The following is a 26,047-nucleotide window of genomic DNA, read 5'->3' as shown; positions in this document are numbered from 1 at the left end:
CCATGACCGACACCGCATTCAGTACGCATACCCCGCACGAGACATCGAACCCGGCATCGTCGCCGCCGACGGTTACGCCGCCGGTGAACGAGCGCGCCCGCCGACGGCCCCCGCTCCGGATCGGCACGCATGCGTTCCTCCTCATCCTGATGGTCGGGTTCCTCGCACCTGTCGCGTGGGCGCTGATCTCCTCGTTCAAGCCCGCCAACGACATCATCCGTTCGCCGCTCGCGTTCGATCCCGGAACGTTCACGCTCGACAACTACATCGCGATGTTTCACGACGTGCCGATCGCGCACGGCTTCGTCAATACCGCGATCGTGCTCGTGTTCAAGGGGGCGATCACGATGTTCTTCGCTCCGCTCGCCGCCTTCGCGTTCGCCAAGTACGAGTTCGCGGGCAAGAACGTCATCTTCGGCGCGGTCCTGATCACACTGATGCTGCCCACGATCGTGCTCATCATTCCCCTCTTGCTGGAGATGAAGACGTTCGGCTGGGTGAACACATACCAGGCGCTGATCCTGCCTGGCGCGGTCGATGCCTTCGCGATCTTCTGGATGCGGCAGGTCATCAGCGCCGTGCCCGACGAACTCCTCGATGCCGCGAGGGTCGACGGATGCAGCGAGTTCGGCATCTTCTGGCGCGTGGTCGTGCCGGTCATCCGTCCGGGGCTTGCCGGGCTCGCGGTGCTCACGATCATGAACATCTACAACGACTTCGTGTGGCCCGTCGTCATCGCGAGTTCCGAGCAGATGGCGACGCTGCAGGTTGTGCTCTCGACGCTCGCCCAGAACATCACGGGAAATCGGATCGGCGCGGACTACGCCTCCGTCACCGGCGAACTTCTCGCGGCGAGTTCCATCGCCCTCATTCCACTGCTGGTGCTCTTCATCGTGCTCCAGCGTCACTTCATCAACGGCATCCTCGCCGGAAGCGTGAAAGGTTGAACATGTCATTGCTCCCCTCTGAGACCACGACGGTGCGCGCCGGTTCCCCGGCCGTCACGGCGATTCCTCGCCCTGAGTACCCGCGACCCGATCGTGATCGCTCCGCTCGGTGGCTGAACCTCAACGGCCGGTGGTCGTTCGAAGCCGACGGCTACGCCGGCGAGATCACTGTTCCGTTCGCGTGGGAGAGCGAGGCGTCGGGCGTCAACCGTATCTGGCTCGAGCGGGGCGTCTATCGTCGGCGCGTTGCGGCACCGCTCGCCTGGGCCGGTGCACGACTCGTGTTGAGCTTCGGCGCGGTGCACCACCATTCGGTGGTGCGGATCGACGGCGACTTCGTCGGCGAGCATGTCGGCGGGTACGAGTCCTTCGAACTCGATGTCACCGACTTCCTGCTGCCGGGGATTGAGTCGGAGCTAACGGTGGAGGTGACGGCGCCTGCCGACAAGCGGGCGATCGTCCACGGCAAGCAGCGATCGATTCCGCGAGACGATTACGACGGCGTGTCTTTCACCCCGACCTCGGGAATCTGGCAGACCGTGTGGCTCGAGGCTCGCGGGCGCACGCATGCGCGATCGGTGGTTCTGCGCGGTGACAGCCTGACCGGAATCGACATCACCGTCGAGCTCGCCGGAGACGCACCCGAGGGCGCTTCCGTCTCTGCACGAATCTCCTCGTCAGACGAGGCGATCACCATGACCGCGGATAACTCGGGGCACGCGACCGGGCGCATTGAACTCGCCGCCCCGCGGCTATGGTCTCCGGAAAACCCGCACCTGTACCAGGTCGAGGTGGCGGTCGGCGTCGGGGAGGGGGCGGACGCCGTTGTCGCAACCACCGGTCTGCGTCGTATCGAAGTACGCGGCGAAGACCTCTTCCTCAACGGTTCCCGGATCTACGTCCGCGGCATCCTCGACCAGGGCTACTGGCCCGACACTGGCCTCACCGCGCCCAGCGCCGATGCGCTCCTCCGGGACATCCGGCTCGCTCGCGACCTCGGCTACAACCTCGTGCGCAAGCACCTCAAGTTCGAGGAGCCGATTTGGCTGCACGAGGCGGACCGCACCGGGACGCTCGTGTGGGCGGAACCCGCCTGCCCGAGCCGATTCTCACCGGAGGCGGCCGACGCGTTCGACGCGCAACTGCCGGCGATGGTGGAGCGTGACGGCAACCACCCGAGCATCGTGATCTGGGGCCTCTACAACGAGGAGTGGGGCCTCGACTGGGACATCCCGGGCAGCCCCGCGCGAGCCGCCGCTGCGGCACGCGCCTATGATCGGCTCCGCGAGCTGGACACGAGCCGACCCATCGTCGAGAACTCGGGCTGGTCGCACGTGAAGAGCGATCTCGTCGACTGGCACTACTACGAGCCCGACCTCGGAGAATGGCGGCGCGCGGTCGCGCGGATGGCCGCGGGCGAGCAGGAGACGTTCCCGGTCCGGCTTGGCCCCGATTTCACCGTAGACAAGTCGCTCTACGGTTCGCCGGACTTCCCTCGCACAGGAGTGCCGATCATCAACAGCGAGTACGGCGAAGGCTTCACTAGTCTCGAGCGCGCATGGCACCTGCGGTGGGAAACACAAGAGCTGCGCCGGCACGACCGGTTCACCGGGTACGTCTACACGGAATTCGCCGACGTCGAGCACGAGGCAGCGGGCCTGCTCACGGCCGACCGTCGCGCGAAGGACTGGGGTGGCTGCATCCCCGCCGACGTCAACGCCGACACCGTGCTCGTGCTCGACCTCGTGCCGCTAGCCGCCGGCGCCGACATCGTGCCACCCACCGAGCCCTTCTCCATCGACGTCCAGATCTCGCACCACGGTGCGGCCGGGCTTCACGCGCGCGTGCACGCCGCCTGGGTTCCGCCGGGGTCACCGGTCGAAGATCTCCCGACCCAAGTGGATGCTTCGTCCGAGGCGTTCGGGATCGTTCCGTTCTCCTTGTCCGACGCCGTCACGATCACCGTTCCGCCGAGTGGTGGACCGGCGCGGCTGGTGTTGTGGCTCCTCGATGAGCACGGCGACCTCGCGGCGCGGTCGTTCCTCGACGCCGCGGAGGTCGAGCCGCCGAACCGGCGCGGCGCACGACCAGGCGAGTTCCTGGGCGCACCGCTCGTGGGAGGCGAATAGCAGCTCCGTACTTATGGATCTTGAGCAGCGGCCCGTGTACGGCGGGGGCAACTGCGCGGAGGGGGCGGGCGAGGAAGACATCTCTTTCGGCAACTGGCCTCGCGGAAGAATATGGGGCTCTCTGAGTTCGTCGCACTCGAGTCCGTGAGAACCTCCTCGAAGCGGCGGGGCCGCCGTGTACGCACTTCGCGCTGCTTGGAACCCGATCCCATCGCTGCCTCGGGTCGAGAGGGAGCCCGCGGCGTTGCTCCGCCGTGACCAGGTCGTCGATGGGTCGGCCCGCGATCGCGGCGGCGATGGTCCGGGCTTCCTCAACCTCGATGGTCGGGGCTTCCATTCGGGACGAACAATCGAGGTGGGGGAGCCCGGTATCGAGGCCTGCCCAGCGGGTGGCCGGGTCCCAGGTCGTGTCGGCACTCGCCAGTACCCTGCGGGCACGCATCCAGATGAGCAGTTCGGTCAGTCAGCTCGGCTGCGCGGCCCGCTGCAGAAAATGCGAGGCGATGCGCACATCCCGAGGTGTGAGACGCTCGACCGCGTCGCATACTCCCGCCGAGGTCGGCGAATCAGCACGGAACAAGCTTTAGCCTCCGCCATTTGGCCAAGTTCTAGTTTCGCCTTCTAAAGGAAACTAAACCTACCTTGTTGAGTCCCGCCGTGGAAGTCTCAACGAGGGGGCCGAGGGAGGGCCGGCCCCGCTAAGCGAAAAGGGGCACATGCACATCGTGGTCATCGGCGGAGGCGTCATCGGGCTCGCCACTGCGTACCATCTCGCTCGCGAAGGCGCACAGGTGACACTTCTCGACGCACGAGAGACCGGTCTCGGGGCGTCTGATGTAAACGCCGGATGGATCGTGCCAGCGGAGGCGGCGCCGGTGCCCGGGCCGGGCGTGGTGCTCACGAGCTTGAAGTGGATGCTACGGCCCGACAGCCCGCTCTACATCCGGCCGTCGTTGCATCCTCAGTTCCTGTCATTCATGTTCGGACTGTGGCGGGCGTCCAACGCTCGGGATCAGCGGGCAGGCTTCGCGGGACACCTCGCGCTTGCTGAGGGAACCATCGAGTCCTTTGATGACTATCGGGCGGACGGTATGGATTTCGAGATGCACACCGCCGGCCTGCTCATGGCTTTCACACGACGTGCGAACCTTGACCACCACCTCACCCATCTCGATCTGGTGAAGCGCTACGGGCTCGAACCGTCAGTGCTCGAAGGTGATGCCGTCCGCGACCATGAACCATTGCTTTCTGACGCAGTGGAGGGCGGTCTATTCTTCCCGAAGGAGCGGCACGTCGATCCGAGTGCGCTGGTCGGAGCGCTGCACCGGCGTCTAGTCGAGATGGGCGTCGAGCTCGTTGAGGCGGCGCCGGTCGATCGCGTCGAGCGCTCCGGAGAACGCATTACCCGCGTCGCCGCAGCTGGACGGTCGTTCTCGGCGGATGCCTTCCTGCTCGCGGCGGGAGCCTGGACGGGCGGACTGTCGCGGCGATTCGGGGTGCCGCTACCGGTGCGGCCAGGGAAGGGCTACAGCATCGACATCGAGCCGCTCGGCCTGCGGAGCGCGACCAACCTCTCCGATGCCAAGGTCGCCGTCTCCCCGCTCAGCCGCAACCTCCGCCTCGCCGGCACGATGGAGTTCGGTGGTCTCGACGAGGATGTCAACCCCGTCCGGGTCGAAGCAATCCTCCGCGCGCCGGAGGCGTACTTCCGCAACTGGATCCCGCCGCAGGCTCCGGTTGCAGCACGAGCGGGAATGCGCCCCATGACGCCGGACGGCCTTCCGATCATGGGCAAGCTCGGCCCGCTCTCGAACGCATACGTCTCGACAGGGCACGGGATGCTCGGCGTCACCCTCGCGCCCGGCTCCGCGGCCGCGATGACCGATCTCATGCTGCGCGGCACCGACTCGCAGCGTCTGGCCCCCTTCACCCCCCGCCGCTTCCGCGGCGCCCGTTGAGTCACGAGAGGACCATCATGAATCGTCGCAGGACAGTTGAGCTGCGCGGCATCCTCGCCGCCGTCACCACCCCGTTCACCGCAGACGGGGCTGCCGTCGACGAGGAGGAAATCGCCCGGCAAGTCGAGCGCCTCGTTGGCGCGGGAATCCACGGGCTGGTTCCGACCGGAACTACCGGCGAGTTTCCCACCCTCACCGACGCCGAGTACAAGCACGTGACCGAGGTGTACGTACAGGCCGCCGCCGGACGCATCCCCGTGGTCTCCGGCATCGGAGCAATGTCGACCGAGAAGGCCATCGAGCTCGCCCAGCACGCCGAGGCCGCCGGGGCGGACGCCATCATGCTCGTCCCGCCCTTCTACGACCCACTGAGCTTCGACGCGCTGAAGGTGTTCCTACGCGACGTCGCCGAGAGCATCACGCTGCCGATCGTCTACTACAACGTGCCCGGCGCGACCGGGATCCGGCTCGCGGCGGCGCAGATCGCCGAACTCGGCGACATACCCGGCATCGACTACCTCAAGGACACCTCGGGCGACGCCGTCGAATTCGCAGCCCTCCTCGCCGGCTACGGCGACCGGATCACCGCCTTCAACGGATGGGACACGCTGACGTACTTCGGCATCGCCTCCGGCGCACAAGCATCGGTGTGGGGGCTCGCAGGCATCGTGCCCGAACTCGCCGTCGAGTTCTGGGACGCACTCGCGGTGCGCAAAGACCTCGACGAAGCCCGTGCGCTCTGGACGCACCTTTGGAAGCTCAGTGACTTCCTGGAATCGGTCAACTACGTCGCCGGCGTCAAGGCCGGCCTCGAACTCGTCGGCCATCCGGTCGGCCCGCCGCGCCGCCCGATCCAGTCGCTCCCCGCCAACGACCGCGAGCGACTCGCCCACATCTTGGAGGATGCTGGCGTCCTGACCGGCCAGGCCGCATGACTGTCCTCACGCTCGACACCGTCGAAGTGCATGCCGAAGGTGAGCCGGGACGGGTCGTGATGAACGCAGACGTCCTCGTCCAGGGGGCGACCATGGCCGAGCGCTTGATGTACTGCCGCGACAATCTGGACGACCTCCGGAAGGTTCTGCTCCACGAGCCACGCGGGTATCCGGGGCTGTGCGGCGTCTTCGTCTTGAGCCCCGTCACGCCCGGATCCGACTTCGGCATCGTCATCCTCGAGCAGGGCGGATTCACGCCAATGTCAGGAAGCAACACGATGTGTGCAGTGACTGCCGTGCTGGAGACCGGGTTGATCACCATGCAGGAGCCGATCACGGAGGTGACCATCGACACCGCTGCGGGTGTGGTGCGCGCGGTGGCACACGTGTCCGGCGGAAAGGTCACGTCGGTCACCGTCGCAAACGTGCCCGCGTTCGTAGTCGGCCTGGATGTTCCGCTACAGGTCCCCGGCATCGGCACAGTGGCGGCCGACATCGTCTTCGGAGGCCAGTTCTTTGCACAGGTGAAGGCAGAGGACTGCGGGATCGAGCTCCGGCAGGAACACGGCCGGGAACTCGCCCGTATCGGTGCGCTCATCAAACTCGCGGCGTCAGAGCAGGTCCGGGTCGCTCATCCGCTCCATCCCGAGATCGACGGCGTGAATCTCGTCATGCTCCACAGTGGTGACCGCGAGCCCGGCCGGGAGGACCGCAACACGGTGGTCATCACGAACGGCCCAATGCGTGCCGATGATCCCGCGACGTGGACCGGGACGCTCGACCGGTCGCCGTGCGGCACGGGTACGAGCGCGCGAATGGCGGCGCTCCACGCTCGCGGGCAGCTCGCTCTCGGTGAGGAATTCCGGCACCGCAGCATCGTCAACAGTGAGTTCCTCGGGCGGCTTACCGGTGAGACGGAAGTCGCCGGGTTGCCCGCCGTGCTCCCCACGGTCACCGGCCGAGCGTGGATCACCGGCCGCGCACAATGGGTCGTCGACGAGACAGACCTGTTCCCGACCGGCTACACGGTCGGAGACATCTGGTCTTCGGTAACGGCATGACGGGCGCGACCGATCTGCAGCCATCGGTGGTGTCCGTCCCTGGGACCGCGGCGTGTTCGCGGACCATGTTCGGTGATGATGAGACGCGAGCGGGCAGGCGTCGAGCTGCCCGCGGAATCGAAGAACGAGAGGACGAGATCGATGTCACTGGATGAGGCCTACTGGCAGAGTGCGCTCCCCGAAGCGACCTTCGTCGACTTCGAGGTCGAGAAGGAAATCTACGTCCCCATGCGCGATGGTGTACGGCTGTCGACGGATGTCTACCTGCCCACGGGTGCAGACGGGAAGCTGCCCACCGTGCTGGTGAAGACGCCCTACGACAAAGACGTCGGTGAAGGTTCGGTGCGCACGAAGTGGGTCGACTACTTCGCCCGGCAGGGTTACGCCGTCGTCGTACAGAACGAGCGCGGCCTGCTCCTCTCAGAGGGGAGCTTCGACAACTACCTGCAGGGCGCGAGCACCGACGGATCCGACACAGTTGACTGGATCGTGCGGCAGTCGTGGTCGAACGGCCGAGTCGGCACGATCGGCTGTTCGAGTTCCGGAGAGCATCAGTGGGCGATGGCATCGGGGAACAACCCTGCTCACTCGGCGATGGTGCCTGGCTCGTCCGGCACCGCGGTAGGCAACTTGCCAGGAAACGACACCCGCGGCGCGTTCTACCGCGGCGGCATCCCGATGTTGGCGAACTGGGCGCTGTGGTACGGCCGGTACGTCCCCACTGAACGGCTAATGCTCCCGTCGGGCTCGACACAGGAGGAGCGCCAGCGCATCCGCGCGTACTTCGCGCTCTCGGGTCGGCGCGGGTGGCGCCCTGACTCTCCGGAGCGGCTGCGCCACCTGCCCAGCAAAGACGTCCTCCGCGAGGCCGGAGGCCCATTGACGCCCTTCGACGACTACATGACCAGAACTCCCGCGGACCACGCGTGGGACGAGGTCGAGTTCATCGGAGCCGGCGATGAGCCTAGAGTTCCCGCCCTGCACATCAACAGCTGGCACGATCTCGCCTCCGGTGAAACCACGCGCCTGTTCGCCTACCTGCAGAGCCTGAACACCCCCGACCAGTACCTGATCATGGGCGGAGGACCGCACTGCGCAATCTGGCAGGAGCTCCCGTACCAAATCACGAAGGCGCTCGCGAAGGAGATGTTCGCGGGGATGACGACGACCGAAATGGACGCGACACCCGCGCCCGACATGCGGTCGTTCACCTTTGGCGACCTCGAACTCGGTGACGTGCGCTACCGCGGCGTCGACCACGGTTACCCCAAGCTGTACCTGGCATGGTTCGACAAATGGGTGCGCGGTCGCGAGAACGGCATCACCGACATGCCGAAGGTGCAGCTGTTCATCATGAACCAAGGCTGGGTCGGCGCCGACACCTGGCCGCTGCCACGGACAGTGCCGACGACCTACCACCTCACGGAAGACCCGGATGCCTGGCGTCGAAACGAGGCCGGCGGTCTCTCGACCGACTCGCCGGCAAACGACCTCGTCGACAGTTTCGTTTACGACCCGATGAACCCGACGCCGAGCCTCGGCGATGAGCTCGGCTTCCACGCCGCGATCGATCAGCGCCCCGTTTCCGCCCGCAGGGACGTACTGGTCTACAGCACCCCACAGCTCGAGCATGCGGTCACCGTCGTAGGACCAATCAAGGTGGACCTGCACGTCTCGACATCAGTCAAGGACACCGACTTCATCGTGCGCCTGGTCGACGTGTACCCCGACGGCCGGGCGATTAACCTCGCCCACGACGGGCTCCGCCTGCGGTACCGCGACGGGTTCGACGCACCCGAGCCCGCCGAGGAGGGGACGGTGTACCAGATCGTCCTGCCGAACATGGTCACTGGCAATCGGTTCCTCGAAGGGCACCGCATTCGGCTTGAGATCGCGTCGAGCAGCTTCCCGATGTACGAGCGCAACCTCAACACGGGCGGCAACAACTTCGACGAGACAGAAGGCGTAGTCGCCCGCAACTCAGTCCACTATGGAGCGGTGCACGGATCGAGCATCACCCTGCCGATTCTGCCGGACTAATCACACATCTGGGGCGGCCGGCGCCTTACGGACCGGGTTCGCTACGGTGCGCATGTGACGGACGACGAGACGAACGAGCTCGCGCGTCGCGGGTGAGATCCGGGACCCGCGCCTCGTGATGATCGCGAAGGTATCGTACATCGGCGGCTCGAACGAGCAGGTCGAGAGGTTGCCGGGGAACCCCGGGGAGCTCGTCACCGCTCGCGGCACGTACGTGTTCGCGACCCCGCCCGAGGCCAGCTGCACCGCGGTGTCGAGGTGCTCGACCTCGAAGTGGGGCTCGAGGCGTATGCCCTCCGATTGTGCGCGCTCGGCGAGCTGACGACGCGTTGGGTCGTGCTCCGCGAATTGTGCCTCGTAGAGCACCATCGGCGTGGCGGCGATCATCGCCATTGTCATGGGGAGCCGAGTCTGCGCGGGATCGGCGCTTGTGTAGAGCACCTCGTCGCGCGCGATCGGCTCGACGTCGATGCCGTCGTCATTGACCGGTAGTACGACGAGCGCCGCCTCGACGTCGCCCGCCCGCACGGCATCGGCGACCTCCGAGGAGTTTCGGCCCTTGAGCCGGAGCCGCACGGCAGGGTGGGCTGCGGCGAAGTCGCGAACCAGCTCGGCGACCCCATAGTGCGCGGGGGCGCCGAACGATCCGAACGTGACCGTACCGCCGAGGAGCTTTCGCATCCCGACCACACTGTTCTGGGCGTCCTCCGCCGCCGCAGTCACCCGTCGGGCGTGGGCGAGGAACTCCTCGCCGGCCTGGGTGAGTCGGACCCCGCGACCGAGGCGCACGAACAAGTCGACTTCAAGGAACCGCTCGAGCTGCCGGATCTGCTCGGCCACGGCCGGCTGTGTCACCTGCATTCTCACTGCGACGGCTGTGAACGAACCGAGTTCGGCGGCTCCGAGGAAGTAGAGCAACTGGCGTAGAGTCAAAACTACTCCTTGGGTTTCGCTAAGGAAAACAAAGCTACCACCGCTAACTTGCCTGTGCCAGACTCGACCAATCGCGAGGCCGCTGGTGCTCTCGCGGCTGGTCGTTGGGAGTCGGAATTGTCGTACGATGCAGTAGTCGCTGGGAGTCACAACGCTGAGATCGGATTGCCGGCGGCGTGGGCGATCCTGAGCGCTGGAGGGAGCGCGATCGACGCCGTGGAGGCGGCGACGCGCCTGGTCGAGGACAACGAGGCGGACCACTCCGTTGGTTACTCCGGGTACCCCAACCTGCTTGGGCAAGTGCAGCTTGACGCCGCGATCATGGACGGTGCCCGCCGCCGCGTCGGTGCAGTCGGCGCGCTCGAGGGGTTCCGGCATCCTATCTCCGTTGCGCGGGCCGTCATGGAACGGCTGCCCCACACCTTCCTCGCCGGCGCAGGCGCCGCGCGCTTCGCTGGCGAGATCGGGATGTCGTCCGAGGAACTGCTCACTGATGAGACTCGGCGCATTTGGCAGGACGGCATCGATGGTCTCCTCCCCGGCAAGCTCGAGCTGTTCCGCGGACCACTCGCTCAGTTGACCGCGCTCGCCGCCGATCCCGAGCACGTCCACGGCACTGTGAACGTCGTCGCCCGTGATGTCCACGGCAATCTCGCCAGCGCCGTCAGCACTAGCGGCTGGGCCTGGAAACACCCCGGCCGCATTGGCGACTCACCCGTGGTCGGCGCGGGGATCTACGCCGACAACCGGTATGGAGCCGCTGGATGTACTGGGCTCGGCGAGGTGTCGATCCGCGGGGGGCTCGTGCGCGACTTCATCTCGCGGCTCGCGGCTGGGCAGCCCCTCATCGAGGCGGGCCGGGCAGCGATCGAGGACCTCCTGCCGATCGCGCTCGACTTCCCCGACTCCGCCATCATGAACATGCTTGCGATCACCCGGGACGGTGAGGTCACCTCGTTCACAACGGGCCCCGAGCTCGGCTGGGTGGTCATGCGCGAGGGCGACGAGGCACCCGTCCGAGAGCAGAGCACCCGTGTCGAATGGCCGGGCGTCGAGCTTCGCCGATGAACCGCGCCCTCCTTGCTTTCATTGCGCGACGACTGCTCGCGCTCGTCGCACTGCTGTTCGTCGTGTCATTCCTCGTGTTCTCGCTCGTCTATCTCGCGCCGGGTTCGGCCGTCGATGTCCTCCTCGGCAACCAGCCGAGAACGCCCGAGACGGTTGCGCTGCTTGAGGCGAAGTACCACCTCGACGAGCCCTTCCTCGCCCAGTACTGGTACTGGCTCCAGGGCGCCCTTCACTTGGATTTCGGCGAATCAATCCAGACCACGCTCCCAGTGACCGACGAGATCCTCGCGCGCCTCCCCGTCACCGTGTTCCTGGCGGTCTACGCGTTCATCCTCATGCTGGTCATCGGCCTGACGATCGGCGTCATTGCCGCGTTCCGGCAGCGGTCGACGATCGATCGGGGCCTCGTGGGGCTCACGATCGTCGGCCTCAGCACCCCGGCCTTCGTCAGCGGGGTGTTCGTCCTCTACATCTTCTCCGTTGCGCTCGGGTGGTTCCCGGCGTTCGGTGCCGGTGACGGCTTCCTCGACCGGCTGTGGCACCTGACCCTCCCCGCGGTGGCTCTCGCGGTCGTCGGGTCCGCCTTCATCGTGAAGAACACCCGCGCTGCCGTGATCGCAGTGCTCGACCAGGACTTCGTCATGTTCGCCCGAGCGCGCGGACTCGGCAACGCCGACGTGCTCTTCCGTTATGTGCTCCGCAATGCACTGATCCCGATCCTCGGTATCAGTGCGATGCTGCTCGCGAACGTCCTCATCGGTGCGGTGTTCGTCGAGGTGACCTTCTCCATCGCCGGCATCGGCGACCTGGTCGTACAGGCGGCGAACTCGCAGGACCTGCCGATGATCCAGGGGGTCACCGTCTTCATCGCCCTCATCGTGATGGGATTCAACTTGCTCGCAGATCTCGCCTACATCGCCGTTGACCCGCGCGTCAGGAACCGGGCACTCGCATGACCGCGCTATTGGCAACCGCAGCAGCCGCGCGTCTCGAACGTCCCCGATTCAGGCCAAACTGGGCGGTAGCGGTCAGCCTCGCCATCGTCGCCGCGACCGCCTTCCTCGCTTGTTTCGGGAGCATGATCGCCCCGATTGATCCGGCGCAGCAAGACCTCGCGCTCGGCCTGTCAGCGCCGTCGCCCGAGCATTGGCTCGGTACCGACTCCCTCGGCCGGGACGTCTACTCCCGCATCCTCGCCGGAACGCGCAGCGCAGTCGTCGGGCCGCTCGTGATCGCGCTCGGCGGAGCGCTTATCGGCAACATCCTCGGGCTCATCGCCGGGTACCGTGGCGGTCGCACCGACTCGTTCGTCATGCGATGGGTCGACCTCATGTTCGCGCTGCCGGGCACGCTCGTCGTCATCGTCTTCGCTGGAACGTTCGGTGGCGGGTACTGGCTGTCTGTGGTGCTGCTCATCATCCTTTCGGCGCCCGCCGACGCGCGGCTCATCCGCGGGGCCACACTCGAGCAAACCCCCCGCCCATACGTCGAGGCCGCGAGGTCGATCGGCGTCTCCGACCGGAGGATCATGCTGACCCATATCTGGCCGAACGTCGCGCCAATCGCAACCGCCAACCTAAGCCTCTCCTTCGCTGGCGCACTCGTCGCCCTGGCCGGGCTGTCCTTCCTGGGACTCGGCGTCCCAGCCGGCACGCCCGACTGGGGCCTCATGGTCAGTGAGAGCCGCAGCGTGCTCTTCGTCAACCCAGTGGCTGTGCTCGCACCAGCCCTGATGATCGTCGTGACGGCGACGTCCGTGAGCATCGTGGGCGACTGGCTCTACGAGCGCCTTTCGAGCCGGGGAGCGAACCGATGACCGAACGTGCAGGTCTCAAGGTCGAAGGGCTGCGGATCACCGGGGGGATAGGCGAGGCCGGCCGCTTCATCGTCGACGACGCGGCGCTCTCCGTCGCACCCGGCGAGTCGCTGGCGATTGTCGGTGAATCCGGCAGCGGCAAGTCCATGACCGCGAAGGCGCTGGTGGGCCTGCTGCCGCGAGGCCTCGAGGCGGTCGGCTCGGCGACGTTCGACGGGATCGACCTGCTGTCACAGACCGAGGCGGAATGGCGGACTGTACGCGGACGACGCATCGGGCTCATCATGCAGAACCCATTCACGATGCTGAACCCGGTCTTCCGTTGCGGCCGCATCATCGAGGAATCGCTGCGCGCCGAGGACCGCAAGCGGATGAGCCGTGCCGAGCGTCGGCGCGAGGTGATCCGGCGGCTCGCAGAGGTCGGAATCACCGACGAAACGGTCGTCGATCGCTACCCGTTCCAGCTCTCTGGCGGCATGCGGCAGCGCATCGCCATCGCGGCAGCGCTCGCTCGCGAGCCCGATTTGCTGATCGCAGACGAGCCCTCGACCGCCCTCGACGTCACGACGCAGCGCGAGATCCTTGCGCTTATCAAGCGACTGCAAGAAGCGAGGGGCATGGGGCTCATCCTCATCACCCACGACCTCCGAATTGCATTCTCGATGTGCGATCGCGTGCACGTCATGTACGCCGGCGTGATGGTCGAGGCTGCGGGGGCCGAATCGCTCGAAGTGGAGCCGCTGCATCCCTATACCCAGGGGCTGCTGTTATCCGAGCCGCCCGCGGATCGGCGCGTGGCCGAGCTCGTAGCGATCCCGGGCTCCGTCCCACCCGCCGCCGAGGTTGCCGGCGTCTGCCCGTTCTCGGCGCGGTGTGCGTGGGCGACTGACGCGTGCCGGGAGGGCCGGCCGCCACTTCACGAGGTCGGCACGGACCGGCACACGCGGTGCATCCGAATTGGAGAGATCCGCGATGAAATGCGGATTGTTCGGAACTCGGCAGAGGCCGAAGCCGTCATTCCCGCGGTGCGGGAGCCGGCAGAAGCGCTCGTCGTGGTCTCCGAGGCGCGGAAAGAATTTGGCGGCAGCCGGGGCCCGGTAGTGGCCCTCGATTCCGTCTCCATTGCGGTGGGCCCAGGCGACGGTGTCGGCCTCGTCGGCGAGTCCGGTTCGGGCAAAACGACCCTCGGCCGGGCGATTGCCGGCCTCGAGACCTTGACCTCGGGCCACATCGAGATCGCCGGGATCGACGCATCCGACTGGTCGAGTCTCAGCGCACGCGATCGCATCCGACTGCGCGGCACAGTCCAAATGATCTTCCAGGACGCATACTCGTCGCTCAACCCCATGCGCACGATCGGCTCGACCTTGGCTGAGGCGGTGAGCATCCACGATCCGTCCGGCCGAAACGTCCAGCGCCGAGTCGGCGAGCTATTGGAGTCCGTCGGCCTTGATGCTGGCTACGCCCAACGCAAACCGGTCGCACTGTCGGGCGGCCAGCACCAGCGGGTGGCGATCGCGCGGGCACTCGCCGTGCGTCCACAACTGCTGATCTGCGATGAACCCGTCGCGGCGCTCGACGTGTCGGTGCAGGCGCAGGTGCTCAACCTGTTCTCGGCGATTCGCGAGGAACACGGGATCGGGTACCTCTTCATCACGCACGACCTCTCGATCGTCCGCCAGGTCGTCGATCGGCTATACGTCATGCGGCACGGAGCAGTGGTCGAGTCGGGAGACGTCGACGCAGTGCTGGGCGCCCCAAGCCACCCGTACACGAAGACGCTGCTCGAGTCCGTACCGCACGCCTCGGCGAGCTGGCTCGACGGTCGCGCGGCGGCTCTCACCTCATAGCGGATCAAACGACCGGGTCGTGAGCTCAAAGTTCGCCTTTGCCTTTCGGAAACCAGGTCCGTCTACCTCGCCCATGGCAACCGTGAGACCGTTGCACAGCCAGAGGCTCCACGCAATCACAGAGAACAGGTGGCAAGCAATGAAGCGAAACCGACTCCGAACCCGCGGGCAGCTGGCCGCTGCAGCGCTGGCGGTGGCCCTCTTCGTTAGCGGGTGCACGAACACGGGAAATACGAGCAGTGGCTCAGCCGAACAGCTCCGTATCGCCGCGGTCGGCCTCGACGTGTCGAATATCGACCCGGGCCGCGGTATGGCAGCTCAGGTGAACTCCTATGTACAGGAGTTTCTTATGAAGCTCAGCCCGACCGGCGAGGTCGAGCCGAATCTGGCCGAGTCCGTGGAGCAGGTCGACGACGTCACCTACGTGTACACGTTGCGGGACGACGTGACCTTCTCGAGCGGCCGTAGTCTCACTGCCGCCGACGTGGTCGCCTCGCTGGACCACGAGCGCGACCCGGAGTTCTCGGAATCGTGGAGGTACGCGGCGATTGCAGACGTGACCGCCCAGGACGAGCAAACCGTGGTCATCACGCTCAACGCCCCGACAGCGAGCTTCCAGTACGTCCTCGCCATGAACGGGTACATCTTCGATGCCGAACACCAAGCGGAGCACAAGGACGACTTCGGGAAGCCAGGAGTCGGAGTGATTGGGACCGGGCCGTACGTCATCGAGAAGATCGACGCGACGAATGGGGTCGCGACCTTCGTAGCGAACCCGGACTATTGGGGAGGTACGCCCGAGATCGCCAAGGTCACCTTGCAGTCGTTCTCCGATGAGAACAGCGCTGCGCTGGCCTTCCGTACGGGTGAGGTCGACCTCGCCTTCCCCACCGACGTCCGCTCGTTCGAGACGACCGCTGACACCGAGGTCACGAGCGTGCCCGGTACCCGCCAGGGCCTGTTCATCATGAACAACACTGTGGCACCTTGGGATGACGTGCACGTCCGACGGGCGGTGGCCTATGCCATCAACAAGGCGGATCTCATCAACGTCATGGGCGGCACCGCCGAGCCCGACTCGACCATCATCCCACCGACGCAGCTGCTATCGATCGCCTCGCAGGACGAGGTCGACGCCCTGATGAAGTCGCTGCCAAGCTACGAATTCGACCTCGCGAAGGCGGAAGAGGAGCTCGCGCTCTCAGCCTATCCGGACGGGTTCAGCGCGGAATTGAAGACGTCCGCCCGCGGCGGTTTCACCGAGACCAGTCAGGCGATCGCCGGACAGCTGAAGGAGATCGGCATCGATCTCGACGTGAAGGTGCTGTCCGACGCCGAGTACCAGACCAGCTTCTCGAAGCCGCACACTGACATGCCACTCTGGTACACCTACTTCAACAACACGACGCCTGATGCGGGAGGCATGCCCAGCATCGCGTTGGATAGCTCCGCGACCGCCGTCGGAATGAACAACTTCGCCGACTACGTCAACCCTGAGGTCGACGCGCTCATCAAGGCCGCCGACGCGACGACCGACCCGGCCGCGCGATTCGTGCTCTACTCCGAGCTGCTTGCGATCGTCGCCGACGATATGCCCTACGTGCCCCTGTACGCCGGCGATATCAATGTTGCTCTGGCAGACGGGTTCGCGTGGCCGGATTTCAACGCCTACTCGACCGATCACACGCCGTTCGTCACGCAGATCTCACCGAAGTAGTACGCAGCGCGGATTGATACACCGGGGTGGGTCGGCCGCTCGGCCGCCCCACCCCGAGGTTCCATGAGGAGGAAACGAGATGTCGTCACGGGATGCTGGCGAGGGGCTGTCCGAACACCGAATTCGCCTGTCGGATGGCCGATCGATGCGCTACGTGACGGGAGGGGATTCCGGGCCGCTGGTCGTGTTTGAATGCGGCGGCGGCGATGCGGCCGGCATATGGGTCGCAGTTCAGGAGCTCGTCTCGAAAACCTCCCGGACGCTCGCCTACGACCGTGCCGGTCTCGGCGGCAGCGATCCGTCTCGCGCCCCCCGCACGCTGGAGAACCTCACGTCCGATGCCCTGCAGCTGCTCGACTCACTCGGCATCGACGAGCCGGCGGTGTTCGTCGGCCACAGCTGGGGTGGGAACATCATTCGGCTGCTTGCGGCAAGAGCGCCCGAGCGGGTGAAGGCGCTCATGTACGTCGATCCCACATTGTCCGCAGTATTCGATGGGCCCTCACTTCGTCCAGTCCGCGTCATGCACTGGTGGTGGCATCTCCAGGTGCTGCTCGGTGGGCGGTCAAGGCTGCTCCGGCGATTCCGAGACGGCCGCTGGCCGAGGTACACCGAGCGACAGTTCGACATCGCGCTACAAGACCATTGGACGAGCGCCGACCTCAGGACGACAAGCCGCGAGCTGAAGCACATCCGGGAGAGTCGCCCGCTGATCATGCAGCTCGAGGCGAAGCCCGACCCGATGCCCGTTCGGTATCTCATCGGATTGCGAGGCGATCAGCAGGTGCGTTCGGTGATGCTCGACGCGGCCACGCGACTTGCGGCGCTTGCCCCCAGTGGCAGCTGCGTAGGTATCGAAGACACAGGGCACTCGATCGGGCAAGAACGACCGCTGCGGACCGCCGACGAAGTGCAGCAGTTCGTCGCGGAGGTGACGGTCCGATGACGGTCCTGACTGCCGCGCCCGAAGCGACGCCTCTGCTTGACGCGCGCGCCCAGCTCGCCGAGGCGGTGGGCCTGCTCGGCTACACCGACGGACTGCACCAGATGCTCGCGACCCCGCGCCGCGAGCTCACGGTCGCGGTGCCGCTGCGCATGGACTCGGGTGAGAGCCGGCTCTACATCGGCCACCGCGTGCAGCACAACTTCTCGCGAGGACCGGCCAAGGGCGGCCTGCGCTACGCGCCGAACGTGAACCTCGACGAGGTCCGGGCGCTCGCGATGTGGATGACCTGGAAGTGCGCCCTGCTCGACGTGCCGTACGGCGGCGCGAAGGGCGGACTCGCGATCGACCCCCGCGAGCACTCCAAGGCCGAGCTCGAGCGCGTGACCCGTCGCTACACGAGCGAGATCCTGCCGATCATCGGCCCGGAGCGCGACATCCCCGCGCCCGACATCGGCACCGACGAGCAGACGATGGCCTGGATCATGGACACCTACTCCGTGACCAGCGGCTACACGGTGCCCGGCATCGTGACCGGCAAGCCCATCGCGCTCGGCGGTTCGCAGGGGCGGGCGAGCGCGACTTCGCGTGGGGTGACCCACATCGCGCTCGCCGCGCTCCGCCACCGCGGCATCGAGCCGTCGCGCGCCAGCGCAGCGGTGCAGGGCTTCGGCAAGGTCGGTGCGGATGCCGCGCGGTTCCTCGCAGAGGCCGGCGTCACCGTCGCCGGGGTCAGCGACCAGTACGGCGCGGTGTTCAACGCTGCGGGCCTCGACATCGAGGCGCTCTCCGACCACGTGCGCGCCACCGGTTCGGTCGTCGGCTTCGCCGGCGCCGAGGCGATCGACGGCGCACAGCTCATCACGCTCGACGTCGACCTGCTCGTGCCGGCCGCCGTCGAGGGCGTGCTGCACGAGGGCAACGCGGCGACGGTGCGGGCCACCGTCATCGTCGAGGGCGCGAACGGCCCGACGACGCCCGGTGCCGACCGGATCCTCCGCGAGAACGACGTGCTCGTCGTGCCCGACATCCTCGCGAACGCGGGCGGCGTCATCGTCTCGTACTTCGAATGGGTGCAGGCGAACCAGGCCTACTGGTGGCGCGCCGACGAGGTGGAGTCCAGACTGGAGGAGCGGATGCTCAGCGCGTGGCAGCACGTGCTGGGCTACGCCGAGGCGCGGGGGCTCTCGCTTCGCACCGCCGCGACGGCGCTCGCCGTCGAACGCGTCGCCGAAGCGCACAAGCTGCGCGGGCTCTACCCCTGATCGCGGCATCCGAGCCTCGGTGTTTCACGATGGATCCCGATCCCACGCGCTTAGAGCAGGGGACTTCCAGCTGCGGTTGATTCGGAGACGGTGACCAAGCCTGTCATGCGGACGCGGTCGATCGGCTGGTGGAACGTTCGCTTCAGGTCGGTGTTCGCAAGGGACTGCGAGCCGGTGACCGGGATAGCGCGGCGAGCGCGTGAGGAAGCAGGCAGAACTTCTTGCCGAACGGCGCGGCGCCCGCGTTCCCGAGGACTTCACGCCCACGAACAGTGACGAAGCGCTCGTGTTCGCTCTGATCCCGGTACTCGTCGAGGCGGAGCGAAGTACGCTCTCGGGCATCACAACCGACTGAATGGAATCCCCGGCCGGACAAGCATGTGGGATGCTGGCCCGGCCAGCACCGCAACCTCACCGAGCATGCGTGTTCGATCACGACGATCGAGGTGGAAGTCCGCCAACAAGTACGCGCCTAGGGTCGGTTCCTCGAGGTCGACCCTGTCGAAGGCGGCGTGACAAATAGCTACGCGAGTTGACCTCCGGCTCCATCCGTTGTTGTCAACGCTGAGCACACCAGGCGTCGGGTGGTGGCACACATGAGACGGAGCCACCGCAGTCGTTTCGAATCTTGGGGGCTATCGTGCGTCGCTGAACGAGGACCGGTACCGCGTACTGCAGAATCGAACGATGCTGACTATTCGAACCGACCGAGCCAACCGTCAAGTTGACGTCATCTTCGCCGGCGGCGATCGTCCGGATCTCATTGACGACCTACACGACAACATTCTTCCGAGCGTTCCGGGTGCGTCTCAGCTCCGCAATGTCCGCGACTCAGTCGTAGCGATCCAGAGCTTCGACGACATCGTCCAAGCTCTTGCGGACGCATATCGAGCACGAGGCGAAATCGTGGAGATCACGGCCGTCGAGTAGCCAGCGGGAATCCTTGACGCGGGTCGGGATGACGGAGAAAAGCCCGCCACCGTGACAGGCTCCCGCGTCGGTACGCGCGTGGGTCTTCGGTCGAGGTGCAGCCTCTGAAGAGCGCCTCGGCCAGGATGCCGATCAATCCGAGCGCCGCTGAACCGCGCTCGACCAAACCCACATGTAGCAGTCGTGACCGTTCCGCTGCCATCGGACGAGCACCGCACCGTCGGTCCAAGCGACAGCCTCACTTTGCACGAGTCGCGGGTCTTCGTAAATGACGCGATGCCGAGTCCACGCGTCCACCTGAATCGGTTTCGCTGCTTCGACACGCCTGCTAGCCAAATGCCGCAGCCGACGTTCGGCGAACGGCGCCGCGTCGAGTTCATCGAACATGCCCAGAGCATCGTCGACTTGCTGCTCAGCGACACTGACCTCCCAGTCGACCTGCGACGCCAGATCCGCATCCGCCGATCTCTTTTCGGCAAAGTAGCCGCCCCACATCATGGACGCGTGACCTCGAGAAGAAGTGCCAGCGAGGTTCCGCGAAGCTGTATGGGACCGGCTACCGGCGAGGGCTGGTCGAGTCGTCAGCCGCCGGCGGTTTTCTGCGCGATTCGGCGGCTGAACGGTGTGTACGGAGGTTGCACCATCTTGATGGTGTCCGCGAAGTGCGGTTTGCGCAGTACCGGCTTGAGGTGGCTGAACGTGCGGATGGAGAATTCGCCGTGGTAGGCGCCCATGCCGCTTTCGCCGACGCCGCCGAAGGGCAGGCTCGGCACGCCGGCGTGGATGAAGGGCACGTCGAGTCCGACCGCACCCGACGAGGTTTCGTCGACGAAGCGGTCGCGGGTCGTGCGCGCCCCGGCGAAGATGTACATCGCGAGCGGCTTGTCCCCGGCGTTGATGTGACGGATCGCTTCCGAGGCTGACGCGACCGGCAGGATCGGCAGGATCGGACCGAAGATCTCGTCGCGGAGGACGGCGAGGTCCTGTCGTTGTGCTCCCTGCGCGAGCTGCAGGATCGTCGGTGCCAGGTACCGGGTCGAGGCATCGGCATCCCCGCCGTACGCGACGTGCCCGTCGGCGAGGTATCCGACCAGGCGGGCGTGGTGGCGCTCGTTCACGATCCGCCCGAAGTCCGCGATCTGGCTCGGGTCTTCGCCCCACATCTCGGTGGTCGCTGCGGCGATCGCATCGGTCAGTGGCTGGACGCGGTCGGGGGTGGTGAGCACGTAGTCGGGTGCGATGCAGGTCTGGCCGGCGTTGGTGAACTTCGCCCACGCGATGCGGCGGGCGACCTGGTGGATGTGCGCGTCGTCGTCGAACCAGACCGGGCTCTTGCCGCCGAGCTCGAGCGTGGTCGGGGTGAGGTGCTCCGCGGCGGCACGGGCGACCACACGGCCGACGGTGCCGTTGCCGGTGTAGAAGATGTGGTCGAACTTCTGCGCGAGCAGCGCGGTGGTCTCAGCGACCGCACCCTCGACGACGTGGACCGCGCGCCGGTCGAGGTAGCGGGGGATCAGCTCCGCCAGGACCGCGGAGGTGCGCGGCGCCAGTTCGCTCGGCTTGAGCACGACCGCGTTTCCGGCCGCAATCGCGCCGATCAACGGTGCGATCGTCAGTTGGATCGGGTAGTTCCACGGCGCGATGATGAGCACCACGCCAAGCGGTTCGGTCACGAGCTTCGCCGTCGCCGGCGCGAGCGAGGCCTGCACCCTGACGCGGCGGGGTTTGGTCCAGGCACGAAGGTGCTTGCGGGTGTGCGCGATGTCGGACAGGACACTGCCGAGCTCGGTGAGCTGGGCCTCCGTGGCGCTCTTGTGCAGGTCGGCCCAGAGGGCTTGCTCGAACCGGGTCCGGTGCCCTCGCAGCATCTCGGCGAGCTGGTTCAGCTGGTTCAGGCGCCAGGCGATCGGCCGGGTCGCCCCGGTCTCGAAGTACGCGCGGGCGTCGTCGACGGTGTCGACGACGTCGGCGAGGGCTGCGATCGCGTTCACGGCTTCCGCGGGCGACGGTTCGCGGCTGCGTGCTGGGCCTCGAGGCGGCGCGCGGACTCGATCAGGTTCACGCCGTCCGGTCCCCACATGAGGCGCATGTAGTGGCGCTCGAACGGTCCGCGCTGCAACATCCACACGAACGGCATCCAGAACTTCAGGCTGCGCACCGACTTGGCGGACTTCTTCTCGCTCCAGCCGAGGGATTGGCGCATCCGGCCTGACGAGGACGCGGCGGCGATCTGACGGAAGATGCCGTGGTCGAGCGCGCCGGCGTAGATCGCCGCGGGGATCTGGGAACGGTGGAAGTTCTTCTTGAACAGACCGAACATCGCCTCGGCGAAGTTCTCGCCGGTGTCGGGCCAGAGCGCCATCGAGTCGCTGGTGCCGAAGTAGGCGTCGTACTTCTTGTAGAGCGCGTCGAGATCGGCCTTGCTGTGAGGGATCTCTTCCTCGCTCGCGCCGACGAGGCGGCAGTATGCTGCCGACTCGGCGAAGTACTGGTCACGCTGCTCGGGGGTGAGCTTGTGCGGCTTCTTGCCGTCGCGGTAGGCGAGGTTCTCGTAGAGCCAGAGCATGGAGTGCATCTCGGTCAACGCAGCCCACATCACGTCGCGCGGTTCGGTCGCGGCGAAACCGCCGAGCTCCGGGTCCTCGACATCGATGATCGGCCCGGCGACCTTGGTGTGGATGTTCTTCAGGTGCTTGGCCATCCGGGCCGCGGACTCAGTGTCGGCAAGCCACATCGGGGCGTGCATGCCCGAGTTGCGCTGCCCACGCTCGAACAGGTCGAAGATCGTGACCGTACCCTTCAGGGTCTTCCGTGACAGCGGGTCATGGTCACGGACACCGGCGATGACCGGCTTGTACGTCGACTGCAGCAAACCCTGGAACGCGTACTGGAAGACGATCGTCGCCGGGTGCAGCAGCACCTGCCACACCATCGAGCCCGGGCCGAACAGGCCGTAGTCCGGAGTGCCGTCCTCGTTGAACGACTGCCCGGCCGGGACCGGCTCGCCGAATCGACGCCAACGCGCAGCGTTGCCTTCGAGGCGTTCCTTCGTGATGATGCGGAAGTCGTCGTCCCGCGTGATGGTGCTACTCAATGCTCACTCCCTTGTACGCCTGAGCGCTTCTTGATCACAGTTCCCGGGTGGGAACTGATGAAATGACAGCGTAGGCTCGAGAACGACGGACGTCAAACCGCAGCAGAGGACGCATGAATACATCCACCGATCGGAAGCCCGCCGGCCCGCGCCGCGCCGTCGGCGTCTACGCAGGACTGACGTTGGATCGCATCATCGAGGCGGCTCGCTCACTCGACGCAGACGCGCTCACCATGCAAGCCCTGGCGAGAGAACTCGGCGTCGACCGAAAGGCACTGAACCACCACGTCAGCGACCGCGAGACCCTGCTCGCCCTGGTGGCGATGGATGCCTTCTCCGAGAGCTTCTCCGGCGTCGACATCGCCGAGCAGGCGACATGGCAGGACGCCTGCCGGAACTACGCCCACGGATTCACACGCAGCGCCGTCGCCACAGGTTCCCTGGCCGAGCACATCCGGCTCACCGACGCGTATGTGACCGACGTGCTCGATCCGACCGAGGCCGTCCTCGCAAAGATGGTCGCCGCCGGCTTTAACGACGAAAACGCGATGAGATCACTCTCGCTGCTCACGAACATCTGCCTGGCATACGCGCGGGACGCAGTCCTCCAGGCTCGTAGCGGCGTCCCAGCTCGCACCGTGATCCTACGCGGAGCGCTCGAGAAACGGGACCCGACTGCATACCCGACACTGACGCGAATCGCGGACCTGCCGGTCAATACGTACGACCACCGCCAGCTGGACCTGGGCATCGAGCTCTTCATTGCCGGAGCGGAAAGAATGCAGTTCGAAACCACCGTCTAGATTCCCGTATCGCATCCGCCCGGAAGTCGATCCGCTTCTGCATAGTTGTTGAACAACTCAAGTGCTCCGCCGCTGAACAGCGTTTGCCCAAACCCACGTGTAGCAGTCGTGCCCGTTGCGTTGCCATCGAACGAGCACCGCACCGTCGGTCCAGGCGACGGCTTCGCCATGCACGAGTCGCGGGTCTTCGTAGATCACGCGATGCCGGATCCACGCGTCGACTTGGATCGGTTCTGATGCTTCGACACGTCGGCCCGTTGTGTTCAGCTCCTCGGTTGTCAGCGCGATCGGTGTGCCTTGTGCTTCGTCGAGTCGTTCTGCTCGAGCGAGGTTCTCGTCGAGGCGCGTGCCGTAGCGGCGGTTCTGGGTCACGGTTCGACGCGTTCCACGATCCAGCCGGCGTCTGAACGGATCAGGTCAGTTGTCAGCGACCTACCCGCCTCGGATCGGACGAGCAGCCGCCAACCAACGTGGCGCGATGGGGGATGGGTGAGCCCTTCGGGAAGCGCATCGGGTTCCTTGATCAATGGCACCAGGGGTCCCATCACTCGCCAAATTTCGCCACGGAATTCGAGTCGTGTCGGCGCACCGTTCTGCTCCCAGACGGTCGCCGGCTCTGTGGTGGTTTCTGCCATCGCGTCCTCCCGGATTCGAACACTTGTTCGAATGTTAGCTGGCGGTCGATCGACACGCCCAATCCACTGCCGCAACAGCGATACACCCGTGTCAGTAAGCTGCGACACATGGTCAAGGTCCAGACCATCGACTACAGCAAGCTTCGAGGGCGCGACATCACCCGCCTCGAGGCGCGTCGAATGCGCATCCGCGGCACGGCCTCCTTCTGGACGCCGACTACTTCGGTCGCAGGCCGAGCGGGAAGACGAGGGGAGAAAGGGAGTTAGCGCGCAGACTGCGCATGATTGCGAGGAGCGGCCGAGCCGTGCCGGCTTGAGTTCGTGCACTCGGCAACCGGGTCAACTTTGTGCAGCCCTAATCTTCTCCGCGCAAGTCATCCGGTTCTGTAGCTCGGGCATCACGCAACTCCGCCTGGGCTCGAGCGATCTCGACTGCCGCCGCCGCCAGCGAGTTCTGCGGTCCGGGATGCTGCGCTGCTTTCACTGCCGCAGCGGCGAGCGCTGATTGGGGGCCGAGAAGAGCCGTTGTGCGCCATGACGGCGTGAAACCAACCAAGTTAGCCGCTTCAACCATCTTTGCGATGGTTTCTGAGGCGAGGCCCAGGGACTCGTACGTGGACAGGAACTGGCGAACATCTGGCACTACCTCCGCGGCGTGCTGCAGTGTCGAAATCGAAGGCAGCAGAGCCTCGTAGGCGGATTCACGCGTTGCGGCGGTCTCGCGCAGTTCGTCGGCTGCTGCCTTTGCGGCGTCATTGGCCCCGAACCTCTCGACGAATGCTGTCGAGTCGACGATGAGAATCCGTTGTCCAGTCCGCTCGGCGAACTCGCTCACGAGCTCAGGAAGGGGCCCTCCGTCCGATGTACGCCAATCATCCTTGCGATCGTCGGTGACGAGAACTACGTCAGCCCCGAGCTTCTTTGCTCGCTTCATGATCTGTGCCCACAGGTAGTAATCACCGAATGCTGCATCGCCGCTTTTTTGGCCGTCGGTGAAACCAGGCGCTTGGCGAGCGAGGAGCCGCTCGGCACCCAACGCGCGGTGCTTCGTGCGTTGTTTCGTAGTGAAGGGCTTGCCGACACGCCGGTCGGGGTAGAGTTCCTCGACTGTCTTGAGGATCGGGTCGCTACCGTTCTTCTTCTCGGCGTTGAAACGGCCTTTGGATTCCTTGAGCTTGGCATCGAGTGCTTTGATCTGTGTCTCGATGGCGTCGAACTCTTCGCTGAAGTCGAGCTCGTTGTCTCGCACCTGGATCTGATCGAGCTGTTTGCGCGCAGAACGCACTTCGGAGCGGAGCTTCTTGGTGGCTTCGTTGTGATCGGCGACGACGCCATCCCAGACGCGCCTGCGATTCCTATGGAACTCGAGGGCGACCTGGTGAGGCAACCACAGTCGCTCCTGAACACTTTCGAGCGCGGCCACGTAGACGACCCTCGTGGCCGCAGTCTGCTCGTAGAGCCCGAGCAGTGCGTTGGCGTCGAGCACGACGATGCCGTTCTCCCAGACTGCATCAACCTGGTCCTGAAGTATCGGGTAGTAGCCGGGCAACCGCTTCTTCACAGTCTCACGCTATCTGTAGCCATCGACACTTTGCTCCCGCGAGGAGCACGAACACGACGCCAGTCGTGCTGAGCTCGAGAGGTCCGCTGTGCTCAGTCTTCGAGATGATCGTTCCGTCGACGTTCCGTCGACGATCGTCGCCTCGCCTCGCCTCGCCTGCATGCTTGGCTATGAGTTCGTGTGCATCTTCGAGTCGCATGCCCGAATTGAAGCAGGGATCACCCACGGCGCGCATGCGATCCTTCCGAATCGAACAGGATCGGGCAAGATCGCGCCCGCATCCGTCCAACCTGGCGCGGTGTTCCAGCGCGAGCGCCGTACTGGTAGGTCGAGCCAGTCTCGATCGACAGCGACCAGTTGCG

At 65.8% G+C, this 26,047-nt stretch carries 22 protein-coding genes; 15 read left to right on the top strand and 7 right to left on the bottom strand.

All coding sequences use genetic code 11. The features are described from left to right. Positions 1–2 precede the first annotated feature (2 nt). The 6 genes from ACFCVM_RS14835 (at position 3) to ACFCVM_RS14810 (ending at position 9,070) form a co-directional block, all read left to right on the top strand. Positions 3–947, top strand: a complete 945-nt coding sequence (locus tag ACFCVM_RS14835) for a carbohydrate ABC transporter permease (protein WP_375837297.1) — start codon at positions 3–5, stop codon at positions 945–947. A gap of 2 nt (positions 948–949) precedes the next feature. Continuing rightward, on the top strand, positions 950–3,076 hold the full coding sequence (locus ACFCVM_RS14830; protein WP_375837639.1) for a glycoside hydrolase family 2 protein: 2,127 nt from the start codon (positions 950–952) through the stop codon (positions 3,074–3,076). A 716-nt stretch (positions 3,077–3,792) separates the two neighbouring features. Next, positions 3,793–5,034 (top strand): NAD(P)/FAD-dependent oxidoreductase, encoded by a 1,242-nt coding sequence (locus ACFCVM_RS14825; protein WP_375837296.1) that lies wholly within the window; start codon positions 3,793–3,795, stop codon positions 5,032–5,034. A 17-nt stretch (positions 5,035–5,051) separates the two neighbouring features. Continuing rightward, positions 5,052–5,969 (top strand): dihydrodipicolinate synthase family protein, encoded by a 918-nt coding sequence (locus tag ACFCVM_RS14820; protein ID WP_375837294.1) that lies wholly within the window; start codon positions 5,052–5,054, stop codon positions 5,967–5,969. Further along, positions 5,966–7,030, top strand: coding sequence for a proline racemase family protein (locus tag ACFCVM_RS14815; RefSeq protein WP_375837293.1), 1,065 nt, complete (start codon positions 5,966–5,968; stop codon positions 7,028–7,030). The genes ACFCVM_RS14820 and ACFCVM_RS14815 overlap by 4 nt, the downstream gene beginning before the upstream one ends. 75 nt (positions 7,031–7,105) lie before the next feature. Beyond that, the gene (locus tag ACFCVM_RS14810) at positions 7,106–9,070 is read left to right on the top strand and encodes a CocE/NonD family hydrolase (protein WP_375837292.1); all 1,965 of its coding nucleotides are present in this window, start codon (positions 7,106–7,108) and stop codon (positions 9,068–9,070) included. Here ACFCVM_RS14810 and ACFCVM_RS14805 read toward each other — a convergent pair whose 3' ends face one another. Continuing rightward, entirely contained in the window at positions 9,071–10,153 is a 1,083-nt protein-coding gene (locus ACFCVM_RS14805) for a LysR family transcriptional regulator (protein WP_375837291.1), read from the bottom strand. Between ACFCVM_RS14805 and ACFCVM_RS14800 the strand changes: the two genes are divergently transcribed. From ACFCVM_RS14800 to ACFCVM_RS14765, 8 genes are all read left to right on the top strand, one after another. After that, a complete protein-coding gene (locus ACFCVM_RS14800; protein ID WP_375837290.1) occupies positions 10,121–11,071 on the top strand; it encodes an isoaspartyl peptidase/L-asparaginase in 951 nt (316 codons plus the stop codon). The two genes, ACFCVM_RS14805 and ACFCVM_RS14800, sit on opposite strands and share 33 nt — an antisense overlap. After that, positions 11,068–12,027, top strand: coding sequence for an ABC transporter permease (locus ACFCVM_RS14795; RefSeq protein ID WP_375837289.1), 960 nt, complete (start codon positions 11,068–11,070; stop codon positions 12,025–12,027). Before ACFCVM_RS14800 ends, ACFCVM_RS14795 begins: the two co-directional genes overlap by 4 nt. Beyond that, positions 12,024–12,887 carry an ABC transporter permease gene (locus ACFCVM_RS14790; RefSeq protein WP_375837288.1) on the top strand — a complete coding sequence of 288 codons (864 nt, stop codon included), beginning with the start codon at positions 12,024–12,026 and terminating at the stop codon, positions 12,885–12,887. The genes ACFCVM_RS14795 and ACFCVM_RS14790 overlap by 4 nt, the downstream gene beginning before the upstream one ends. Continuing rightward, positions 12,884–14,737 carry a dipeptide ABC transporter ATP-binding protein gene (locus ACFCVM_RS14785; RefSeq protein WP_375837286.1) on the top strand — a complete coding sequence of 618 codons (1,854 nt, stop codon included), beginning with the start codon at positions 12,884–12,886 and terminating at the stop codon, positions 14,735–14,737. Before ACFCVM_RS14790 ends, ACFCVM_RS14785 begins: the two co-directional genes overlap by 4 nt. Positions 14,738–14,876: 139 nt before the next feature. After that, positions 14,877–16,454 carry an ABC transporter substrate-binding protein gene (locus ACFCVM_RS14780; RefSeq protein WP_375837285.1) on the top strand — a complete coding sequence of 526 codons (1,578 nt, stop codon included), beginning with the start codon at positions 14,877–14,879 and terminating at the stop codon, positions 16,452–16,454. Positions 16,455–16,533: 79 nt separating this feature from the next. Then, a complete protein-coding gene (locus tag ACFCVM_RS14775) occupies positions 16,534–17,400 on the top strand; it encodes an alpha/beta fold hydrolase (RefSeq protein ID WP_375837284.1) in 867 nt (288 codons plus the stop codon). Then, the gene (locus tag ACFCVM_RS14770) at positions 17,397–18,662 is read left to right on the top strand and encodes a Glu/Leu/Phe/Val dehydrogenase (protein WP_375837283.1); all 1,266 of its coding nucleotides are present in this window, start codon (positions 17,397–17,399) and stop codon (positions 18,660–18,662) included. Before ACFCVM_RS14775 ends, ACFCVM_RS14770 begins: the two co-directional genes overlap by 4 nt. A 687-nt stretch (positions 18,663–19,349) precedes the next feature. Continuing rightward, positions 19,350–19,592: a hypothetical protein gene (locus ACFCVM_RS14765; RefSeq protein ID WP_375837282.1), complete on the top strand. Its 243-nt coding sequence runs from the start codon at positions 19,350–19,352 to the stop codon at positions 19,590–19,592. 132 nt (positions 19,593–19,724) lie between these two features. Here ACFCVM_RS14765 and ACFCVM_RS14760 read toward each other — a convergent pair whose 3' ends face one another. The 3 genes from ACFCVM_RS14760 to ACFCVM_RS14750 form a co-directional block, all read right to left on the bottom strand. Further along, positions 19,725–20,090: a hypothetical protein gene (locus tag ACFCVM_RS14760; protein ID WP_375837280.1), complete on the bottom strand. Its 366-nt coding sequence runs from the start codon at positions 20,088–20,090 to the stop codon at positions 19,725–19,727. Between the two features lie 83 nt (positions 20,091–20,173). Next, entirely contained in the window at positions 20,174–21,583 is a 1,410-nt protein-coding gene (locus tag ACFCVM_RS14755) for an aldehyde dehydrogenase family protein (RefSeq protein ID WP_375837279.1), read from the bottom strand. Then, positions 21,580–22,686: an oxygenase MpaB family protein gene (locus ACFCVM_RS14750; RefSeq protein ID WP_375837278.1), complete on the bottom strand. Its 1,107-nt coding sequence runs from the start codon at positions 22,684–22,686 to the stop codon at positions 21,580–21,582. Before ACFCVM_RS14750 ends, ACFCVM_RS14755 begins: the two co-directional genes overlap by 4 nt. A 113-nt stretch (positions 22,687–22,799) precedes the next feature. Here ACFCVM_RS14750 and ACFCVM_RS14745 point away from each other — a divergent pair, with 113 nt between their 5' ends. After that, complete coding sequence (locus ACFCVM_RS14745) at positions 22,800–23,489, top strand: TetR/AcrR family transcriptional regulator C-terminal domain-containing protein (protein ID WP_375837277.1); 690 nt, start codon at positions 22,800–22,802, stop codon at positions 23,487–23,489. A 57-nt stretch (positions 23,490–23,546) separates the two neighbouring features. Here ACFCVM_RS14745 and ACFCVM_RS14740 read toward each other — a convergent pair whose 3' ends face one another. From ACFCVM_RS14740 to ACFCVM_RS14730, 3 genes are all read right to left on the bottom strand, one after another. Further along, the gene (locus tag ACFCVM_RS14740; RefSeq protein WP_375837276.1) at positions 23,547–23,861 is read right to left on the bottom strand and encodes a hypothetical protein; all 315 of its coding nucleotides are present in this window, start codon (positions 23,859–23,861) and stop codon (positions 23,547–23,549) included. Continuing rightward, positions 23,858–24,124, bottom strand: coding sequence for a hypothetical protein (locus ACFCVM_RS14735; protein WP_375837275.1), 267 nt, complete (start codon positions 24,122–24,124; stop codon positions 23,858–23,860). Before ACFCVM_RS14735 ends, ACFCVM_RS14740 begins: the two co-directional genes overlap by 4 nt. 355 nt (positions 24,125–24,479) lie before the next feature. Beyond that, positions 24,480–25,685, bottom strand: a complete 1,206-nt coding sequence (locus ACFCVM_RS14730; RefSeq protein WP_375837274.1) for a PIN domain-containing protein — start codon at positions 25,683–25,685, stop codon at positions 24,480–24,482. Positions 25,686–26,047: the final 362 nt, after the last annotated feature.

The sequence above is a fragment of the Agromyces sp. NPDC056389 genome (assembly GCF_042262385.1).
In the GTDB taxonomy this organism is placed as follows: Bacteria; Actinomycetota; Actinomycetes; order Actinomycetales; family Microbacteriaceae; genus Agromyces.
Note: the sequence above shows the minus strand (reverse complement) of the source record. Positions and strands in the feature narration are given on the sequence as shown.

What these genes read in the sequence shown, in the direction of transcription:
- ACFCVM_RS14835 (WP_375837297.1), top strand. Translation starts at nt 3, where the DNA reads ATGACCGACACCGCATTCAGTACGCATACCCCGCACGAGACATCGAAC.
- ACFCVM_RS14830 (WP_375837639.1), top strand. Translation starts at nt 950, where the DNA reads ATGTCATTGCTCCCCTCTGAGACCACGACGGTGCGCGCCGGTTCCCCG.
- ACFCVM_RS14825 (WP_375837296.1), top strand. Translation starts at nt 3,793, where the DNA reads ATGCACATCGTGGTCATCGGCGGAGGCGTCATCGGGCTCGCCACTGCG.
- ACFCVM_RS14820 (WP_375837294.1), top strand. Translation starts at nt 5,052, where the DNA reads ATGAATCGTCGCAGGACAGTTGAGCTGCGCGGCATCCTCGCCGCCGTC.
- ACFCVM_RS14815 (WP_375837293.1), top strand. Translation starts at nt 5,966, where the DNA reads ATGACTGTCCTCACGCTCGACACCGTCGAAGTGCATGCCGAAGGTGAG.
- ACFCVM_RS14810 (WP_375837292.1), top strand. Translation starts at nt 7,106, where the DNA reads ATGATGAGACGCGAGCGGGCAGGCGTCGAGCTGCCCGCGGAATCGAAG.
- ACFCVM_RS14795 (WP_375837289.1), top strand. Translation starts at nt 11,068, where the DNA reads ATGAACCGCGCCCTCCTTGCTTTCATTGCGCGACGACTGCTCGCGCTC.
- ACFCVM_RS14790 (WP_375837288.1), top strand. Translation starts at nt 12,024, where the DNA reads ATGACCGCGCTATTGGCAACCGCAGCAGCCGCGCGTCTCGAACGTCCC.
- ACFCVM_RS14785 (WP_375837286.1), top strand. Translation starts at nt 12,884, where the DNA reads ATGACCGAACGTGCAGGTCTCAAGGTCGAAGGGCTGCGGATCACCGGG.
- ACFCVM_RS14780 (WP_375837285.1), top strand. Translation starts at nt 14,877, where the DNA reads ATGAAGCGAAACCGACTCCGAACCCGCGGGCAGCTGGCCGCTGCAGCG.
- ACFCVM_RS14775 (WP_375837284.1), top strand. Translation starts at nt 16,534, where the DNA reads ATGTCGTCACGGGATGCTGGCGAGGGGCTGTCCGAACACCGAATTCGC.
- ACFCVM_RS14770 (WP_375837283.1), top strand. Translation starts at nt 17,397, where the DNA reads ATGACGGTCCTGACTGCCGCGCCCGAAGCGACGCCTCTGCTTGACGCG.
- ACFCVM_RS14765 (WP_375837282.1), top strand. Translation starts at nt 19,350, where the DNA reads ATGCTGACTATTCGAACCGACCGAGCCAACCGTCAAGTTGACGTCATC.
- ACFCVM_RS14760 (WP_375837280.1), bottom strand. Translation starts at nt 20,090, where the DNA reads ATGATGTGGGGCGGCTACTTTGCCGAAAAGAGATCGGCGGATGCGGAT.
- ACFCVM_RS14745 (WP_375837277.1), top strand. Translation starts at nt 22,800, where the DNA reads ATGAATACATCCACCGATCGGAAGCCCGCCGGCCCGCGCCGCGCCGTC.
- ACFCVM_RS14735 (WP_375837275.1), bottom strand. Translation starts at nt 24,124, where the DNA reads ATGGCAGAAACCACCACAGAGCCGGCGACCGTCTGGGAGCAGAACGGT.